This is a genomic window from Variovorax xiamenensis, assembly GCF_050916385.1.
Classification (GTDB): Bacteria; Pseudomonadota; Gammaproteobacteria; order Burkholderiales; family Burkholderiaceae_C; genus Variovorax.
The window spans coordinates 4,737,596-4,755,264 of sequence record NZ_CP139038.1; the positions used below are offsets into that span (position 1 = coordinate 4,737,596).

18 protein-coding genes are annotated in these 17,669 nt (G+C 66.7%); 7 read left to right on the forward strand and 11 right to left on the reverse strand.

Going from position 1 to position 17,669, the window contains the following annotated elements:
• Window positions 1–28 precede the first annotated feature (28 nt).
• Window positions 29–1,453 (reverse strand): M20/M25/M40 family metallo-hydrolase, encoded by a 1,425-nt coding sequence (locus tag SFB74_RS21665; RefSeq protein ID WP_432726340.1) that lies wholly within the window; start codon window positions 1,451–1,453, stop codon window positions 29–31.
• A 74-nt stretch (window positions 1,454–1,527) separates the two neighbouring features.
• Here SFB74_RS21665 and earP point away from each other — a divergent pair, with 74 nt between their 5' ends.
• From earP to SFB74_RS21680, 3 genes are all read left to right on the forward strand, one after another.
• On the forward strand, window positions 1,528–2,625 hold the full coding sequence (gene earP / locus SFB74_RS21670; RefSeq protein WP_432726341.1) for an elongation factor P maturation arginine rhamnosyltransferase EarP: 1,098 nt from the start codon (window positions 1,528–1,530) through the stop codon (window positions 2,623–2,625).
• A 174-nt stretch (window positions 2,626–2,799) separates the two neighbouring features.
• The gene (gene efp, locus SFB74_RS21675) at window positions 2,800–3,354 is read left to right on the forward strand and encodes an elongation factor P (RefSeq protein ID WP_093203421.1); all 555 of its coding nucleotides are present in this window, start codon (window positions 2,800–2,802) and stop codon (window positions 3,352–3,354) included.
• A 151-nt stretch (window positions 3,355–3,505) separates the two neighbouring features.
• The gene (locus SFB74_RS21680) at window positions 3,506–4,369 is read left to right on the forward strand and encodes a TIGR00730 family Rossman fold protein (protein WP_126024931.1); all 864 of its coding nucleotides are present in this window, start codon (window positions 3,506–3,508) and stop codon (window positions 4,367–4,369) included.
• A gap of 33 nt (window positions 4,370–4,402) precedes the next feature.
• Here the strand turns inward: SFB74_RS21680 and SFB74_RS21685 are convergent, their stop codons facing one another.
• The 8 genes from SFB74_RS21685 to pncB form a co-directional block, all read right to left on the reverse strand.
• Window positions 4,403–5,071: a TetR/AcrR family transcriptional regulator gene (locus SFB74_RS21685; RefSeq protein WP_432726342.1), complete on the reverse strand. Its 669-nt coding sequence runs from the start codon at window positions 5,069–5,071 to the stop codon at window positions 4,403–4,405.
• 12 nt (window positions 5,072–5,083) lie between these two features.
• Window positions 5,084–5,539 carry a hypothetical protein gene (locus SFB74_RS21690; protein WP_432726343.1) on the reverse strand — a complete coding sequence of 152 codons (456 nt, stop codon included), beginning with the start codon at window positions 5,537–5,539 and terminating at the stop codon, window positions 5,084–5,086.
• A 103-nt stretch (window positions 5,540–5,642) separates the two neighbouring features.
• Window positions 5,643–7,181 (reverse strand): MFS transporter, encoded by a 1,539-nt coding sequence (locus SFB74_RS21695; protein ID WP_432726344.1) that lies wholly within the window; start codon window positions 7,179–7,181, stop codon window positions 5,643–5,645.
• Window positions 7,182–7,301: 120 nt separating this feature from the next.
• Window positions 7,302–8,465 (reverse strand): MFS transporter, encoded by a 1,164-nt coding sequence (locus SFB74_RS21700; protein ID WP_432726345.1) that lies wholly within the window; start codon window positions 8,463–8,465, stop codon window positions 7,302–7,304.
• Window positions 8,462–9,853, reverse strand: coding sequence for a DNA recombination protein RmuC (rmuC, locus tag SFB74_RS21705; protein WP_432726346.1), 1,392 nt, complete (start codon window positions 9,851–9,853; stop codon window positions 8,462–8,464). Before rmuC ends, SFB74_RS21700 begins: the two co-directional genes overlap by 4 nt.
• A gap of 22 nt (window positions 9,854–9,875) precedes the next feature.
• Window positions 9,876–10,862 (reverse strand): 2-hydroxyacid dehydrogenase, encoded by a 987-nt coding sequence (locus SFB74_RS21710; protein WP_432726347.1) that lies wholly within the window; start codon window positions 10,860–10,862, stop codon window positions 9,876–9,878.
• 24 nt (window positions 10,863–10,886) lie between these two features.
• Window positions 10,887–12,302 carry a sodium:proton antiporter gene (locus tag SFB74_RS21715; RefSeq protein ID WP_432726348.1) on the reverse strand — a complete coding sequence of 472 codons (1,416 nt, stop codon included), beginning with the start codon at window positions 12,300–12,302 and terminating at the stop codon, window positions 10,887–10,889.
• A gap of 35 nt (window positions 12,303–12,337) precedes the next feature.
• On the reverse strand, window positions 12,338–13,558 hold the full coding sequence (gene pncB / locus SFB74_RS21720) for a nicotinate phosphoribosyltransferase (protein WP_432726349.1): 1,221 nt from the start codon (window positions 13,556–13,558) through the stop codon (window positions 12,338–12,340).
• A 177-nt stretch (window positions 13,559–13,735) separates the two neighbouring features.
• Between pncB and SFB74_RS21725 the strand changes: the two genes are divergently transcribed.
• Window positions 13,736–13,969, forward strand: a complete 234-nt coding sequence (locus tag SFB74_RS21725) for a CsbD family protein (protein WP_019655865.1) — start codon at window positions 13,736–13,738, stop codon at window positions 13,967–13,969.
• Between the two features lie 56 nt (window positions 13,970–14,025).
• Window positions 14,026–14,433 carry a hypothetical protein gene (locus SFB74_RS21730; protein ID WP_432726350.1) on the forward strand — a complete coding sequence of 136 codons (408 nt, stop codon included), beginning with the start codon at window positions 14,026–14,028 and terminating at the stop codon, window positions 14,431–14,433.
• 63 nt (window positions 14,434–14,496) lie between these two features.
• On the opposite strand, the gene SFB74_RS21735 is transcribed toward SFB74_RS21730, so the two are convergent.
• Window positions 14,497–14,940 (reverse strand): acyl-CoA thioesterase, encoded by a 444-nt coding sequence (locus tag SFB74_RS21735; protein WP_432726351.1) that lies wholly within the window; start codon window positions 14,938–14,940, stop codon window positions 14,497–14,499.
• Between the two features lie 231 nt (window positions 14,941–15,171).
• On the opposite strand from SFB74_RS21735, the gene SFB74_RS21740 reads away from it, so the two are divergent.
• Window positions 15,172–15,723, forward strand: coding sequence for a phasin family protein (locus SFB74_RS21740; protein ID WP_176667094.1), 552 nt, complete (start codon window positions 15,172–15,174; stop codon window positions 15,721–15,723).
• Window positions 15,724–15,945: 222 nt separating this feature from the next.
• On the forward strand, window positions 15,946–16,704 hold the full coding sequence (locus tag SFB74_RS21745) for a 3-hydroxyacyl-CoA dehydrogenase (protein WP_432726353.1): 759 nt from the start codon (window positions 15,946–15,948) through the stop codon (window positions 16,702–16,704).
• On the opposite strand, the gene SFB74_RS21750 is transcribed toward SFB74_RS21745, so the two are convergent.
• The gene (locus SFB74_RS21750) at window positions 16,652–17,602 is read right to left on the reverse strand and encodes a YihY/virulence factor BrkB family protein (protein ID WP_432726355.1); all 951 of its coding nucleotides are present in this window, start codon (window positions 17,600–17,602) and stop codon (window positions 16,652–16,654) included. The two genes, SFB74_RS21745 and SFB74_RS21750, sit on opposite strands and share 53 nt — an antisense overlap.
• Between the last annotated feature and the right edge of the window lie 67 nt (window positions 17,603–17,669).

Here is a 17,669-nt window from a genome sequence, read left to right on the forward strand (position 1 = left end):
TTCACGGCCCTGAGGGTGCCCGCGCTACCTACTTCGCGAGTTCGCTGACCAGCCGGTACAGGAACTCGCGCCCGTCGTACAGGCGCTGGATCTCGATGCGCTCGTCCAGCCCGTGCGCGCGCGCGTCGGACGGCTCCAGGAACATGCCGGTCACGCCGTACATCGGGATACCGGCGTTGCGCATGAAGCGGCTGTCTGTGGCGCCGGTGCTCATCGCGGGCACCACTGGCACGCCGGGCCACATCTGCTGCGTGATCGACTCCACCGTCTTCACGAGGTCGCCGTTCAGCGGCGACGCCGGGCTGCGCAGCGGCTTGCCCAGGTTGCGCACCACGATCTTGTCGTTGCCGACGGCCTGGGTCAGCAGGCGCTCCACTTCGTCCGGGTCGTCGTGCGGCAGGATGCGGCAGTTGACCGTGGCCTTGGCCGACTGCGGCAGCGCGTTCTCGGCGTGGCCGGCCTGCACCATCGTCGCGACGCAGGTGGTGCGGAACTGGGCGCTGTAGGCTGGGTTGGCGGACATACGCTCGATCACCGACGGGTCTGGATTGCCGGCGCCCACCGCGCGCATGTCGTCGGCGAGCTGGCCGGTGGCGAAGGGTGCGCTGCGCGCGAAGTAGGTCCTGGTGACGTCCGCGAGCTTGACCGGGAAGCTGTAGTTGCCCAGCCGCTCCAGCGCCGCCGACAGCGCATAGATCGGGTTGGTCCTGGTCGGCACCGAGCTGTGGCCGCCCACGTCGCGCGCCTCCAGCATGTAGGTGGTGTACATCTTCTCGGCCACCTGCATGCGGTGCAGGTTGGGCTTGCCGCCGCGCAGCTCGCCGCCGCCGCCTTCGTTGATGCCGAACTCTGCCTGCAGCAGTTCCGGCTTGTTGTTGATGAGCCAGAAGGCGCCGTTGCTGAGCGCGTCGCCGCGTTCCTCGTCGGCGGTCAGCGCCAGGATGAGGTCGCGCTTGGGCTTGAAGCCTTCCTGCTTCAGTTGCCCCACCACCGAGACCAGCGCCGCGGCCATGGCCTTGTCGTCGATCGCGCCGCGCGCGGTGAAGTAGCCGCCGGTTTCCTGCAGCTTGAAGGGGTCGGTCTTCCAGTCTTCGCGGCGGGCCTCGACCACGTCGATGTGGGCCAGCAGCAGCAGCGGCTTCTTGCTGCCGTCGCCCTTGAAGCGAAGCACCAGGTTGCCCTTCTTGGGGAAGGGTTCGAAGATCTGGATGTCGCCCGGAGCGAAGCCCGCTTCGACCAGACGCTTTTCCATGGCCCGCGCCGCCGCGGTGTTGTCGCCCACCGAATGGGTGGTGTTGATCTCGATCAGCTCCTTGTAGATGTCGTGGAAGCGCTGCTGCTGCGGCGTGAGCGACGGCGGAGTCTGCGTCTGGGCCACGGCGGCGGCCATGCCGCAAAGTGCCAGGGAGACGGCGAGCACGGTTTTCGCGGCACGGAAGGTCTTCATCCTCATGGGTTCTCTCTCCGGTGGTGGTTGTCCGGACAGCATAGCAAGCACCGCCCGCGAACACGGGCACACTCGCGACCATGCAATCCAGCCAATCGAAGCAGTGGGACATCTTCTGCAAGGTCATCGACAACCACGGCGATCTCGGCGTCTGCTGGCGGCTGGCCAGCCAGCTGGCCGCGCTCGGCGAGCGCGCGCGGCTGTGGATCGACGACGCGACGGCGCTGAGCTGGATGGCGCCCGAGGCCCGCGCCGGCGGCGACGGCGTGCAGGTGATCGACTGGCTCGATCCCTCCTCCCTTCGCTCGGCCGTGGCTGGGCCGGCGCCCGACGTGCTGGTCGAAGCCTTCGGCTGCGATCCGGCGCCGGAACTGATCGCCCGCTTTGCCGAAGGACCGGGCCTGGCCTGGATCAATCTCGAATACCTCTCGGCCGAGCCGTACGTCGAGCGGCTGCACGGCCTGCCCTCGCCGGTGTTCAAGGGCCCGGGCGCCGGCCTGACCAAGCGCTTCTTCTACCCGGGCTTCACGCCCGCCACGGGAGGACTGCTGCGCGAGCCCGACCTGATGGAGCAACGCGCGGGCTTCGATCGCGCGCAATGGCTGGCGGCAAAGCAGATACCGTGGCAGCAGGGCGAGCGCCTGGTTTCCCTCTTTTGCTACGAGCCCCCGGCGCTGGCCGACCTGCTGGAGCGGCTTGCCGATGGCGGCCAGCCCACGCGCCTGCTGGTGACTGCGGGACGCGCCACGCAGGCAGTTCAGGCCGTATCCGGAAGTGCCCCTCTGCCCCACGGGCGAGGCGCGCTATCAATTTCATACCTGCCTCATCTCACGCAGCCCGACTTCGACCGCCTGCTTTGGGCCTGCGACCTGAACTTCGTGCGCGGCGAGGATTCGCTGGTGCGTGCCCTCTGGGCCGGCGCACCGCTGGTCTGGCAGATCTATCCGCAGGACGACGATGCCCACCACGTCAAGCTGAACGCCTGGCTGGACTGGATCGGCGCCCCGCCCTCGCTGAGGCTTTTTCACCACGCCTGGAACGGCTTCGGCGACGGGCGCCTGCCCGAGCCCGAAATGCAGGGCGCGTGGCTGCAAACGGCCCTGGACGCCCGTGCGCGGCTGCTTGCGCAGGACGACCTGGTTACCCAGCTGCGGAAATTCGTCACCCAAAAAAGCTAAAATAGTGGGCTTTGCGGATTTCGGCCCGGATCTCATCGACCCGGAATGCTCTCCGCTAAACCTGCCGCGGGACATGTACCGCGGGGCCAGACATCCCGGCGAACGTCGAAACAAGCATCGAGACGGCAGCCGAAGGCCCCGCGCACCGAGCGGCCAACATCCAGAGACCCTGTTATGAAAATCGCTCAAGAAATCCGCGCCGGCAACGTCATCATGCACGGCAAGGACCCGATGGTCGTCCTCAAGACCGAATACAGCCGCGGCGGCCGCAACTCCGCCACCGTGCGCATGAAGATGAAGAGCCTGATCGCCAACTTCAACACCGAAGTGGTCTTCAAGGCCGACGACAAGATCGACCAGATCGTGCTCGACAAGAAGGAGTGCACCTACTCCTACTTCGCAGACCCCATGTACGTCTGCATGGACACCGAATACAACCAGTACGAAGTCGAAGCCGAGAACATGGGCGACGCCCTGAACTACCTCGAAGACGGCATGGCTGTCGAAGTGGTGTTCTACGAAGGCAAGGCCATCTCGGTCGAACTGCCCACCAGCGTCGAACGCGAAATCACCTGGACCGAGCCGGCCGTCAAGGGCGACACCTCGGGCAAGGTCATGAAGCCCGCCAAGATCGCCACCGGCTTCGAAATCGGCGTGCCGCTGTTCGTGTCGCAAGGCGACAAGATCGAAATCGACACGCGCACCGGCGAATACCGCAAGCGCGTCTGAGCCTCCAGCCGCTCACCGACCACCACCCTCGAAGAAGGCTCCGCAAGGAGCCTTTTTCGTTTCCGGGACAGTTTCCGGGACATCGCCCGCGCGTTGGGCACGATGGTTGCAACGCTGCACAATCACCCGGGTCAACCTGTCCGCTTTCTTCATGAACAACACGCACAACCTTCACGACAAGCGCCTGGCCGATGCCTGGGCCACGCTCCAGGCCCATGCGGACCAGGGCCTCCCGCTCGATCCCGATCCTTCGCGCATCGCCTTCGCCGACCCCGAATTCCTGCTGCGCCGCGAGACGCGCGGCATCCGCATGCAGCTCGAGCTGATGAAGCCCGACATCGAGCAGCGCGCCCATGGCATCGAGAACACCGTGGTGGTGTTCGGCAGCGCGCGCTTCCGCAGCGAGGAAGATGCCGCGGCCATGATCGCGCAGGCCGAGCTCAGCGGCGACACCGCCGCATCCGAGCGCTGGCGCCGGCTGGCGCGCAACTCGCACTACTACGAGAAGGCGCGCGCCTTCGGCAAGCTGGTGGCCCAGTACAGCAACGACCGGGAGCCGCAGGACAAGCTCTTCATCTGCACCGGCGGCGGCCCCGGCATCATGCAGGCCGCCAATCGCGGCGCGCACGAAGGCGGCGGTCTCTCGGTGGGCCTGGCCATCGCGCTGCCGATGGAAGAGGAAGCCAACCCGTACGTCACGCCGGCGCTGAGCTTCAAGTTCCACTACTTCGCCATCCGCAAGATGCATTTCATGATGCGTGCGAAGGCGCTGGTGGCATTCCCGGGCGGCTTCGGCACGCTCGACGAACTGTTCGAGGTGATCACGCTGGTGCAGACGAAGAAGTCGAAGCCCGTGCCGATCGTGCTCTTCGGCTCCGATTACTGGAAGCGCCTGATCGACTTCGACTTCCTGGTCGACGAGGGCGTGATCTCGCCGGGCGACGTGAAGCTCTTCGAATACGTCGACGCGCCGGAAGACGCGTGGAGCGCTATCAAGCGCTTCTACAAGCTCTGATCCAGGCCGCTCCTGGAGCGGCACAGCGCCACATCAGTCGGCGCTGTCGTCGTCCTCGGCCGGATGCAGCGCCTGCTCGAGGAATTTCGTGAGCGCCCGTGCGCGGCGCTTGCGTTCCGCGGCACTGGTCTGCCCCATCGCCACGGCGTCGTCGGCCACGCCGTGCAGCGCATTGAAAAGAATCACGGCCGTGAGGGTCGCGTCCTCCACGTCCCAGAAGCCGGCGCCGTCGCCCTGCTTCAGCAGCGTGACCAGCTGGGTGATGACCGCGTTGTCGTTGCGCATGCGGCGGTCTTCGGGGCGGTATTCGTGGAACACCACGTCGTGCAGCGCGACGTTGTCGAGGTAGGTCTCCAGCCCCGTTTCCACCCAGGCCTTCAGCCGTGCGTGGTAGTTGTCGGGCCGCTGGCGGTCCATGGCCTCCTGCAGCCGCCCGCAGAAGGTGTCGACGAAGCGCTGCTGCAGGGCGCCGAGCAGCGCCTCCTTCGACGGGAAGTACAGGTAGAAGGTGCCCTTGGCCACCTGCGCGCCGGCCGCGATCTCGTCGATGCTGGTGGCGGCGATGCCCTTCTCGATGAAGAGGCGCTCGGCCGCATCCATCAGCGCGCCGGCGCGCGTCTCGGGCGCCTTGGTACGGCGGCGCGGCGCGGGCTCGCCATCGGGAGGGGTGGGAATCGTGACGGGGTCGCCGCTCTTCGTCATCTGTGTGCTGCCTCAGGAAACGGTTGCCGCCAGCCGGGCCGAGCGGATCGCCGTGCGCACGGCCTGCAGGTCGAAGGACAGGCCGCGCGGCGTCATCACGCGCTCGCCGAGCCACACCAGCGCGTCGTCAGTGTCGGCAAAGATGCTGGCGGGCACGCCGAAGAGTTTCTCGACATTCATCTTGCGCATTTTCTCGTACTGGTCGGCGGGCACCACGCTGGCCATGCCCATCATATGGCGGCGGATATCGGCGCCGCGCTCCTGCAGCCACTGCTTCGCGCCCTGGGCACTGCCTTCGGGGTGGACCAGCGCATCGGCGTCCGCGAAGACCCGCAGCGACGCGAAGGGTTCGCCGCGGTCGAGCCAGCGGTTCCAGTCGTCGGTGAAGGCCTGCATGGCCTCGAGTGTCTGGAGCCCGGCCGACACGCTGATGACGAGCGGCCACTGGCTGAGTTCGTGATGGATCATGGAAAGCTCCTTGGAAAAAGCCGGAAGGGGATGAGGACGCAGGCGCGCGCGAAAGCGCACCGGCACGCGTGCGGCGGGCATGGCGGGGTGAGGCTCAGGCGGCTCAGGCGGCTCGGGCTGGCACGGCCGCGGCGCGCGATCGCACGCTCACGAGCAGGCCCGCGGCCAGCAGGCCGGCGATGCCGGCACAGGCCATGGCGGCATGGAAGCCGCCTGCCAGCGCGGCGCTCAGGAGGCTGTGCGCCGTGGGCACATCGAGCGAGGCCAGCGCGCCCAGGTCATGCCGGCCGACTGCCGCGACCGCCGCCTGCCGGGCATCGACCACGCCGGCCTGCGCCAGCGCGTCGGCCAGCAGCGAGGTGGCACGCGTGCTCATCAACGTGCCGAGCAGCGCGATGCCGATCAGCATGCCGGCCTGGCGCAGCGCATTCATCGTCGCCGAGGCCATGCCCGAGCGCTGCGCGGGCACCAGGGCCATCATGGCGGTGCTCGTCGCCGGCACCGCCAGGCCGGTGCCCGCGCCGAGGAACACGAACAGCAGCGCCAGCAAGGCGTAGGGCGTGTCGGCGGAGAACAGCGTCAGCAGCAGCATCGCGCCGCCGATGAGCCCGTAGCCCGCCACCATCAGCGCGTGCACTTCGTAGCGCCTCGAGAGACGGCCGAACTGCGAGGACACGATGCCGGTCGCGATGAACTGCGGCACGAGCCGCCAGCCGGTGTCGCTGGGCGACCAGCCCTGCACCTGCTGCAGGAAGAGCGAGAAGAAGAACAGGCTGGCATACGCCGAGAAGCCGAGCACGAACGAGGCGAAATTGGTGACCGAGAAGCGCGCGTCGCGAAACAGCCCCAGGGGCAGCAGCGGCCGCGCCACGCGAGCCTCCACCATCAGGAACAGTGCCAGGCCGATGGCCGCCGCAACCAGCGCGCTCGCGGCATGCACCGAGCCCCAGCCGTGCTCGCCCGCGGCGATCAGCCCGTAGGTCAGCGCACCCAGCCACAGCACGCTGAGCACCTGCCCGACGGGGTCGAGCGCCGCGTGCTCGGGATGCGAGGTCTCCCGGATGCCCCAGAGGCCCAGCCCCACCGTCAGCAGGCCGATCGGGATGTTGATGAGGAAGATGCTCTGCCAGCCCGCATGGTCCACCAGCAGGCCGCCAAGCAGCGGCCCGAGGATCAGCGACAGCGCCGTGAACGACGACCACCCGCCGATCACCCGCGCCCGCGCGGCCGGCTCCGGAAACGCATGCGCCAGCAGCGACAGCGCGCCCGGAATCATCAGCGCGCCGGCCACCCCTTGCACCGCCCTGCCCGCCAGCAGCGTCGGCAGGCTCCCGGCCATGGCGCACATTGCCGACCCCAGCGTGAACACGGCCACGCCAGCCAGCCATGCGCGCTTGCGGCCATAGCGGTCGCCCAGCGGCCCGGCCAACAGCATGAAAGCCGAGAGGCACAGCGCGTAGATGTCGATCACCCACTGAAGGCCGGCCAGATCGGTGGAAAGCGCCCGCTGCAGCGTGGGCAGCGCAACATTGACGATGCTCACGTCGAGCGTGGCGATGAAGCTGCCGAGATACACCGCGGCAACCAGCGCAAGGCGGCGGCGCGGGTCGGCCACTGCCTGGGCCTGAATGGGGGAGTCCATGGACGCCTTCAAGGTCGTTGAGGAAGGCGCCGATACTGACTTTGAGTCAGTAAATTGTCAATCAAATGAGAATTACTCTTATCTGGAACGTGGATTTCATGCTCCGCCCTCCGCCTTCGATCAGACCTTCAGCCCCCAAGTCGCACGCGCACCGATCGCGACCACCCCGCCCACCACCCAGAACACGCCGGCGATGCCGATCAGCGCACCGAGCGAGCCGAACAGCATCGGCATCGCCACGCTCGACGCGTTGATGGTCATCAGCCGCAGCCCCAGCGCCTCGCCGTGGCGGGTGTGCGGCGTGATCTGGTGCAGCATGCTCATCACCATCGGCTGCACCGCGCCCAGCGCGAAGCCGAGCACCACCGAGCAGATGCCCATGGTCCAGGCCGAATCCAGCAGCGGATAGACCGCGAACACCAGTGCCGTGACCGCCGTCGAGGTCAGGATCACGTTGCGCTCCGAGGCGCGCGAGGCGATCACCGGCAGCACCACGCGGATCACCGCCGCCGCGATGGCGAAGGCGCCGAGGATCGAGCCGATCACGGAGGCGCTGATGCCCCGGTCGTGGCCAAGAATGGGCAGCACGAAGGCGTGCACGTCCCAGCTCGACGACTGCAGCCAGTTCACGAAGAGCAGCCGGCGGAACATCGGCTCGCGCAGCAGGTCCCAGGCGCGCGTGGGCTTGGCGCCCGCCAGCGGCGCGGCGGGCGGCGGTTCGTGCGCGCCGCGCGCGAGCATCCAGCAGAGGATGGGCAGCGCCGCCATCACCGCGAAGGAGATGCGGAACGCGAGCATGTCGGCTGGAGCGCGGCCCGCATGATCGATCAGCATGCCGGCCAGGAACGGCCCGACGAAATTGGCCACGGCCGGCGCGATGGCCAGCCAGCTGAACACGCGCTTGAGTTGCGTCGCATTGGTGGCCGAGCGGCCCACGTGCCGCTGCAGCGCGATCACCGTCGCGCCGGTGGCGCCGCCGGTCAGCAGCGCCGCGAGGCACATCACCGGGAACACCGGGAAGATCACCACCAGCCCCGCGCCGACGACCGCCGCGATCACCGAAAGCCACAGGGGCCGCTTGAAGCCGTAGCGGTCGGCAAAGCGCCCCGCCGGCAGGGCAAGAAAAACCTGGGTGAGCGCAAACAGCGAGATCAGCACGCCGACCGCCGCCGCGCTGTAGCCCTGTTGGAGGGCCAGCAGCGGCGTCGCGAGCCGCATGCCGGCCATGGTCGCGTGCAGGCACACCTGGGCGCCGATCACACGCAGCAGTTCAGAACCTTTCACGGGGAGTCTTCGCCCTCTTCTTTCTCGTTGTTGTCGGCTTCGGTGCCAGTGGTGGGTGGAAGCAGCGCCTGGGCCTGGGCCTCGGGCAGCGCCTCGACCTTGCGCAGCGCCAGGCGCATCTGCCGGGCGCGCGTGTCGGCCTTGTCGATGGTGTCGGAAGCCTTGGCCACCTGCTCCTTGATGCGGGCGACCCATTCGCCGTAGCGCTCGAACTCGGTCTTCACCGCGCCCAGCACCTTCCAGACCTCGGAGGCCTGGCGCTCCAGCGCCAGCGTGCGGAAGCCCATGTGCAGGCTGTTGAGCATCGCGAGCAAGGTGGTCGGGCCGGCCAGCGTCACGCGATGCTGGCGCTGCAGCGCGTCCATCAGGCCGGGCCGGCGCAGCACTTCCGCATAGAGGCTTTCCACCGGCAGGAACAGGATCGCGAAATCGGTGGTGTGCGGCGCGGCGAGGTAGTTGTCGGCGATCGACTTGGCCTCGGTGCGGATGCGCGCCTCGAGCGCCTTGGCCGCGAGGTCGACGCCCGCGGCGTCGGCGCGCTCGTGCGCGTCGATGAGCCGTTCGTAGTCGTCGCGCGGAAACTTCGCATCGATGGGCAGCCACACCGGCGCGCCGTCGTCGCCGCGACCCGGAAAGCGGATGGCGAAGTCCACGCGCTGCCCGCTGCGCGGCTTGGTCTCGATCTGCCGGGCGTACTGCTCGGGCGTGAGCACCTGCTCGAGCAGCGCCTCGAGCTGCACCTCGCCGAACATGCCGCGCGTCTTCACGTTGGTCAGCACGCGCTGCAGGCTGCCGACGCCCACGGCCAGCGTCTGCATCTCGCCAAGGCCCTTGTGCACCTGCTCGAGGCGGTCGGCCACCTGCTTGAAGCTCTCTCCCAGGCGAGCCTCGAGGGTGCTCTGCAGCTTCTCGTCGACCGTCCTGCGCATCTCTTCGAGCTTGGCGGCGTTGGTCTGCTGCAGCTGCGCGAGCTGCGCCTCCATGGTGGCGCGCACCTCGTAAAGGCGGCGCGCGTTCGATTCGCTCAGGCCCTGAAGTTGCGTGTTGAGCGTGTCGGCCAGCGTCTTCTGCAGCGAGGCGAGCTGCAGCGCGAAGGCATCGAGCTGCGCGTTCTGCGTGCGCGTGGCTTCGGCGCCCTGCTGCACCAGCGCCTGCTGGAAGGTGGCGAAGGCCTGCGCGGTTTCCTGGCGCGCGCCGCGCGAGCTTTCACCGATGTCGTTGCGCAACTCGCGTTCTGTGCGTTCGTTGGCCGCGCCCAGCGTGGCCAGCATGCGCGACACCTCGCTGAGGTCCGGCGGTGGCTGCCGGCGGGCCAGCAGCCAGATCACCAGCACGAGCTGGAGGGCCGCGAGCACGGCCAGTCCGACAAGGATCAGCGAGGAGTCCAAGGTCCGGTTGCGCTCCTGCTGCTTACTTGCTTGCCGCCGGAACCGGCGTCACGGGCGTCAGCGGCCCCTTGCCGCTGAAGTACGCGATCAGGTTGTCGGCCGCGAGATCGGCCATGGCGCGGCGCGTGGGCACGGTGGCGCTGGCGATGTGCGGCGTCAGCACCACGTTGGGCACGGTCAGCAGGTCGGGATGCACCTTGGGCTCGCCCTCGAACACGTCGAGCCCGGCGGCGGCAATGCGCTTCTCGCGCAGCGCCATGGCCAGGGCCGCGTCGTCGACGATGCCGCCGCGTGCGATGTTGATGAGCGTGGCGGTCGGCTTCATCAGCGCGATCTCGGCCGCGCCGATGGTGTGGTGCGAGGCCGGCGAGTAAGGCACCACCAGCACCACGTGGTCGGCCGTCTTCAGCAGCTCTTCCTTGCCTACGTAGCTGGCCTTGCATTCGGCCTCGAGCGCAGCATCGAGCCGGGAGCGGTTGTGATAGACCACCTTCATGCCGAAGCCGTGCGCGCCGCGTTTGGCAATGCCCTGCCCGATGCGGCCCATGCCGATGATGCCCAGCGTGGAGCCGTGGATGTCGGAGCCCGCGAACATGTCGAAGCTCCACTTCTGCCACTTGCCCGCGCGCAGGAAATGTTCACTCTCGGCGATGCGGCGGGCCGTGGCCATCAGCAGCGCAAAGCCGAAATCGGCCGTGGTCTCGGTCAGCACGTCGGGCGCGTTGGTGCCCAGCACGCCGTGCGCGGCCATCGCGTCGACGTCGAAGTTGTTGTAGCCCACCGCCATGTTGGCGCAGATCTTCAGGTCGGGGCAGGCGTCGAGCACCGCGGCGTCGATGCGCTCGCTGCCGGTCGTGAAGGCGCCCTGCTTGCCCTGCAGCTTCGCGATCAGCTGCTCCTTGCTCCAGCTCTCGTCCGACTGATTCGACTCGACCTCGAACTGCTGCGACAGGCGCTCGATGGTCTCGGGAAAGATCGCGCGCGCGACCAGGATCTTGGGCTTGCTCATGAGTTGTCTCTCTGCGAAGGAAGGTCAGCGGAAGAAGAGGAAGGTGGAAAGGACGAACAGCGGAACCAGGATGGCGCACGACCACGCCATGTAGCCGAAGAAGCTCGGCATGCGCACGCCGCGGCTTTCGGCGATGGCCTTGACCATGAGGTTGGGCGCGTTGCCGATGTAGGTGTTGGCGCCCATGAACACGGCGCCCGCCGAGATGGCCGCCAGCGTGCTCGCGTAGGTGGTCATCAGCGCGGCCGGGTCCCCGCCCGCGGTGTTGAAGAACACGAGGTAGGTCGGAGCGTTGTCGAGGAAGGAACTCAGCACGCCTGTCGCCCAGAAGTACATGGCCGGGTCAGGCTGGCCGTCGGCACGGGTCACGGCCGAGACGATGGCGCCGAACGGCCCCTGCGTGCCGGCCTTGAGCATCGCGATCACCGGGATGATGGTCAGGAAGATGCCCGCGAACAGCTTGGCCACCTCGGCCATCGGCCCCCATTCGAACTGGTTGTCGGCGTGCACCTTGGGCGAGGTGAGCTTGTACGAGACTGCCGCGATCAGCAGCAGCCCGACATCGCGCACCAGCCCCGGCAGGCCGACCTCGGTGCCGAAGACGTCGAAGACCACCGGCGACTTCCAGAAGCCGCTCAGCAGCACCAGCGCGATCACGCCGCCCAGCAGCCAGAAATTGGCGGCGCCGTCGAAGCCGATGCCGGGCGTGTCCGGCGTCGGATCGACGGGCAGCACGCCTTCCTTGCGGTAGTAGTGGCGGTCGATGAAGTAGAACAGCACCAGCAACACCGACAGGATGAACAGGGTGTCGGGCAGGATGTTCTGCAGGGTCCAGAAGAAGCTGACACCTTTCAGGAAGCCCAGGAACAGCGGTGGATCGCCCAGTGGCGTGAGCGAGCCGCCCGCGTTCGACACGATGAAGATGAAGAACACGATCACGTGCACCTTGTGCACGCGGTTGTCGTTGGCTCGGATCAGCGGCCGTATCAGCAGCATCGAGGCGCCCGTGGTGCCCATGAAGCTCGCAAGCACCGCTCCGATAGCCAGGATCGCGGTGTTGAGCCCTGGCGCGCCGTGCAGGTTGCCCCGGATGTGGATGCCGCCCGCCACCGTGAACAGCGCCGTCAGCAGGATGATGAATGGGATGTACTCGGCCACCAGTGCGTGCACGAACTGCACGCCGGCGAACTGCACGCCAAATACGGTTGCGAACGGGAGCAGGAAAGCCAATGCCCAGGCAGCCGAGACCTTGCCGTAATGGTGATGCCAGAACGCCGGCGCGAGCAGCGGCAACAGCGCGATCGACAGCAGGATGCCGGCGAAGGGAACGCCCCACAGCGGCGAGAGGCTGCCGCCGTCGAATTCGGCGGCCGAAGCCAAGGCTGGGAACAGGAGCAGGAATGGCAGCGCGGCCGCCTTGGGTGGGGTCTTCTTTTGCATGGGGCCGTACCGTACCAGACGGGCCAGTACAGCTTTCAGGCCGGGGGTTGTTCGATCTCGAACACCTGGCGCAGGTAGGCCAGGTATTTCTCGTCCTCGCACATGTTCTTGGACGGCGTGTCCGACAGCTTGGCCACCGGCTGGCCGTTGCACTCGATCATCTTGATGACGATCTGCAGTGGCTCGTAGCCCAGGTCGTTCGTGAGGTTGGTGCCGATGCCGAAGGCCAGCTGGCAGCGGCCGCGGAACTGCTGGTAGAGCTCGATGGTGCGCGGCACCGTGAGGCCGTCGCTGAAGATCAGCGTCTTGGTGCGCGGGTCGACCCGGTTGGCGATGTAGTGCGCCAGCATGCGCTCGCCCCAGATGAAGGGGTCGCCGCTGTCGTGGCGCGCGCCGTCGAAGAGCTTGCAGAAGTACAGGTCGAAGTCGCGCAGGAAGGCGTTCATGCCGTACACGTCCGACAGCGCGATGCCCAGGTCGCCGCGGTATTCGCGCGCCCAGCTCTCGAAGCCGAAGATCTGGCTGTCGCGCAGCCGCGGCCCGAGCGCCTGGCAGGCCTGCAGGTATTCGTGCGCCATGGTGCCCAGCGGGATCATGCCGAGCTTCATGGCATAGAGCACGTTGCTCGTGCCCGCGAGCTGCGGCAGCCGCGCGCCCGGCGGGGCCTGCACCGGCGGCGAGGTGACGGCGCCGAGCCGGGCGGCCGAGGTGCGCAGCACCTCTTCGTGCCAGTCCTTGGAGAAGCGGCGGCGCGTGCCGTAGTCGGCGATCTTCAGGTCGCCGAGGCCGGCTTCCTGCAGCTGGGCCAGCTTGGTCTCGAGCCGGCGGCGGCCTTCCTCGAAATCGGGCTTCTTCTGCGTGTTGCGGAAGTAGACCTCGTTGACGATGGCCAGCACCGGGATCTCGAACAGGATGGTGTGCAGCCACGGCCCCTTGATGCGGATCTCGAGCTCGCCCGAGGGCTGGGGAATGATGTTGATGTACTTCTCGTTGAGCCTGAAGAGGCCGAGGAAGTCGACGAAGTCGCTCTTGATGAAGCGCATGGAGCGCAGGTAGGCGAGTTCGGCGTCGCGAAACTGCAGCGAGCACAGGCCGCGCACTTCTTCGCGGATCTGACCCGCGAACTGGGCCAGGTCGACACCGGGGTTGCGGCACTTGAAGCGGTACTCGACCCGGGCCCCCGGAAAGTGATGCAGGACCACCTGCATCATCGTGAACTTGTAGAGGTCGGTGTCGAGCAGGCTGTGAATGATCATGGTGCTGGGCGCGGTGTCTCAAACTTTCGGCGGCCGTTCGATTATCACGGGACGCGTCGGCATCTGCCTACGGGGGGCGAACAGCACGTCCTACCGGCGGGGCGAATCCTCGCGGCGACATTGATTTCACGGCGGCGGACACGCCCCGCCGAATCAACAGTCCCAAAGGAGATTCGCATGAACAAGGACACCATCGAAGGCAACTGGAAACAGCTCAAGGGCAAGGTCAAGGAGCAGTGGGGGAAGCTGACCGACGACGACTTCGACGTCATCGCCGGCAAGCGCGACCAGCTGCTCGGCCGCATCCAGGAACGCCACGGCATCAGCCGCGACGAAGCCGAAAAGCAGGTCAAGGACTGGGAATCGCGCGACGGCCGCACGCCCGACTCGCTCTGGTTCGAGCGCTACTGAGCGCCCCTCCCCTGCTTGCAGCCGAATTCCATCAACCTGCTGAAGGAGAACATCCCATGAAAAAGCACCTTCTCATGCTGGCCCTCGCCTCCACCTGCTTCGTGGCCACCCAGGCCAGTGCCATGACCAAGGACGAATACAAGGTCGCCAAGGAAAAGATCGAGGCCGACTACAAGGTCGCGAAGACCCAGTGCGACACGATGAAGGACAACGCCAAGGACGTCTGCATGAAGGAAGCCAAGGGCAAGGAAGACGTTGCCAAGGCCGAGCTCGAACAGCAATACCAGCCGAGCGACAGCCACGCCCGCAAGGTGGCCGAGGAAAAGGTGAAGGCCACCTACGAAGTCGCGAAGGAAAAGTGCGACGACCAGAAGGGCGAAGCCAAGACCGCCTGCGAGAAGCAGGCCAAGGCGGACGAAGCCCAGGGCAAGGCCGAGATCAAGGCCATGAAGAAGACCATGTAAGGTCTTCAGCTCATCTGAAGCACTGACGGCGCCCGAGGGCGCCGTCTTTTCGTCCCGGCCCGCTCAGGCCTTGAGCGAGTCGACCACCTTCTGCAGCTCCTGCGGCAGAGGCACCGGCCGCTGAGTGACCCGATCCACGTAGACGTGCACGAAGTGGCCCTGCGCCGCGGCGGTTTCGGAGCCCTCGGCGAACAGGGCGATCTCGTAGCGCACGCTCGAACGGCCCGCCTGGGCGACCCGCACGCCCGCCTCCACCGCCTGTGGGAACGCGATCGGCGCGAAGTAGTTGCACTGCGTCTCCACCACGAAGCCGATGGTCTGCCCCTGATGGATGTCGAGCGCGCCGCGCTCGATCAGCAGGGCATTCACCGCCGTATCGAACCAGCTGTAGTAAACGACGTTGTTGACGTGGCCGTACATGTCGTTGTCGGCCCAGCGCGTCGGGATGCTGCGGAATGCCCGGTAGCCGCTGCGTGCGTGGGGAATGGGTTTGGTGGGAGCGCTCATCGCGCGGCATTCTGCCAGCGGCCCCTGGCGGGCGAAGGCAACCTTGGCGACCTCCCGCAGCCGTTCGGCCGCCGAATTTAGAAGAGGGCTTCTAAATTGCTGCATGGCAGCAAAAACCTCTTGATCGCAAAACCCAGCTGCCTATACTTGAGCCCATGCTGCACCGCAACATTGACGGCGAGACAGCGCAACGTGAACCGACCACTCAATCATCCCTTCTGGAGATCTCAAATGGCCCTGACCGCTGACCAAATCCTCGCCGCTCAAAAAGCTAACCTCGAAACCCTCTTCGGCCTGACCACCAAGGCTTTCGAAGGCGTCGAGAAGCTCGTCGAACTGAACGTGACCGCTTCGAAGGCCGCCCTGACCGAAGCCCAGAACACCGCCCAGGCCGCCCTGAGCGTGAAGGACGCCCAGGAACTGCTGACGCTGCAAGCCAGCCTGTTCCAGCCCCTGGCCGAGAAGACCGCCGCCTACAGCCGTCACCTGTACGACATCGCCCAGGGCACCGGCGCCGAGTTCACCAAGGCTTTCGAAGCCAAGGCTACCGAAGCCCAGCAAGCCTTCGTCGGCCTGGTCGACAGCGCTTCCAAGAACGCTCCCGCCGGTTCAGAAACCGCCGTTGCCGTCCTGAAGAGCGCCGTGGCTGCCGCCAACAACGCTTTCGAATCGGTCCAGAAGGCCGTCAAGCAAGCGTCGGACGTCGCCGAAGCCAACTTCAACGCCGTGTCGACCCAAGCCGTCGCCGCTGCCAAGACCGCTACCGCTTCGCGCAAGCGCTAAGCTGTCGACCACCACCAGTTGTCTCCTTGGGTCCTCACGGATCCAATTCAGGGCCTCATCCTCGGATGAGGCCTTTTTTTATACCTGTTGCTCGCGCCCAGGCTACGCGCACTTCGGGCCGCAGCGGGGACAGCACCTGCGGCCCGGCGAAGCCGGTTCCGCGGTGTTCCTGCCCTGTGCTTCGCGTCTTCGATAATGAAAGGCTCATCTCAGGAGACTTTTATGCAGATCGACGGCAAGGTTTTTATCGTGACCGGTGGCGCTTCGGGCCTCGGCGAAGGCACGGCGCGCATGCTGGCCGCCAACGGCGGCAAGGTGGTCATTGCCGACATGCAGGCTGAAAAGGGCGAAGCCGTTGCCAAGGAAATCGGCGGTGTGTTCGTCAAGTGCGACGTGAGCCAGGAAGCCGACGGCCAGGCAGCCGTGGCAGCAGCGCTCAAGCTTGGCAAGCTGGTCGGCCTCGTCAACTGCGCCGGCATTGCGCCCGCCGAGAAAACCGTGGGCAAGAACGGCCCACACGCGCTGGCCACCTTCAGCAAGACCGTCACGGTCAACCTGATCGGCAGCTTCAACATGATCCGCCTTGCGTCCGACGCCATGAGCAAGAACGAGCCCGAATCCACCGGCGAGCGCGGCGTGCTGATTTCCACCGCTTCCGTAGCCGCCTACGACGGCCAGATCGGGCAGGCGGCCTACAGCGCCTCCAAGGGCGGCGTGGTCGGCATGACGTTGCCCATCGCCCGCGACCTCGCGCGCAGCGGCATCCGCAACATGACCATCGCCCCCGGCATCTTCGGCACGCCCATGCTCTTCGGCATGCCGCAGGAAGTGCAGCACGCGCTGGCCGCCAGCGTGCCCTTCCCTTCGCGCCTGGGCACGCCCGAGGACTACGCCAAGCTCGCCAAGCACATCATCGAGAACGACATGCTCAACGGCGAAGTGATTCGCCTGGACGGAGCGATTCGACTGGCTCCCCGCTGACCTTTTCCGATTCCGGCAGCTTCGTGCTGCCGGTGCGGTCCAGGCGCTCGTACTGCGCGATCACCTGGGCCCCCAGCAGCACCAGCGTGGCGGCGATCTCCAGGCTCAGCAGCACGACGATGGCCGTGGTGAGCGATCCGTAGACCACGTTCACCTGCGACAGCGTCGAGAAATACCAGATCAGCACGCGCCGCGTGGCCTCCCACAGCAGCGCGGCCGTCACGCCGCCCAGCAGCGCGTGGCGCAGCGACATGCGCCCCGCCGGCATCACGAGGTAGAGCGAGGTCAGCATGAAGATCTCGCCGCCCAGCCCCAGCAGGTACAGCAGCAGCCCCGAAACACCCGACAGCGACCAACTGCGCCCCAGCAGGTCGACGCTTTCCTGCCCCACCAGTTGCAGCGCGCCCGACACCAGCGTGACCAGCAGCAGCCCCACGCACAGGCACAGGATGTAGACGTAGGGCATGGCCACCGACACCAGGAAGTGCCGCTTGTGGTCGGCCTTGCGGTGGTGAAAGATCACCGCCATCGCGCTTTCGAGCACGCTGAAGGCCAGCGAGCTGAAGAAGATCATCGTCACCAGCAGCACCGGGCCGAGCACGTCGCGGTGGTCGAGAAAGCTCGACAGCTCCGCCACGATGGCCTTCGATTGGCCCGGCAGCAGCCATTCCAGGTACCGCCCGATGGTGCGCAGCAACTCGGCCTGCTCGATGACGTGCGACAGCGCGATCACGCTCACGATCAGCAGCGGCACGATGGACAGCAGCGCGTAGTACGCCACCGCGCCCGCGAGCAGCAGGCCCTGGTTGGCGCGGAATTCCTTGAGGGCGTCCCAGAAGAATCTGAGGGGATGGCGCAGCAGCGGCGCGACGTGTTGCAGCGGTTTGGGCGTCGTCATGCGTGGATTCCGGTCGCTTTCAGTATGCCGTCCGGCGGTGAACCTTCGGCTGCTTGCGTATGATTTG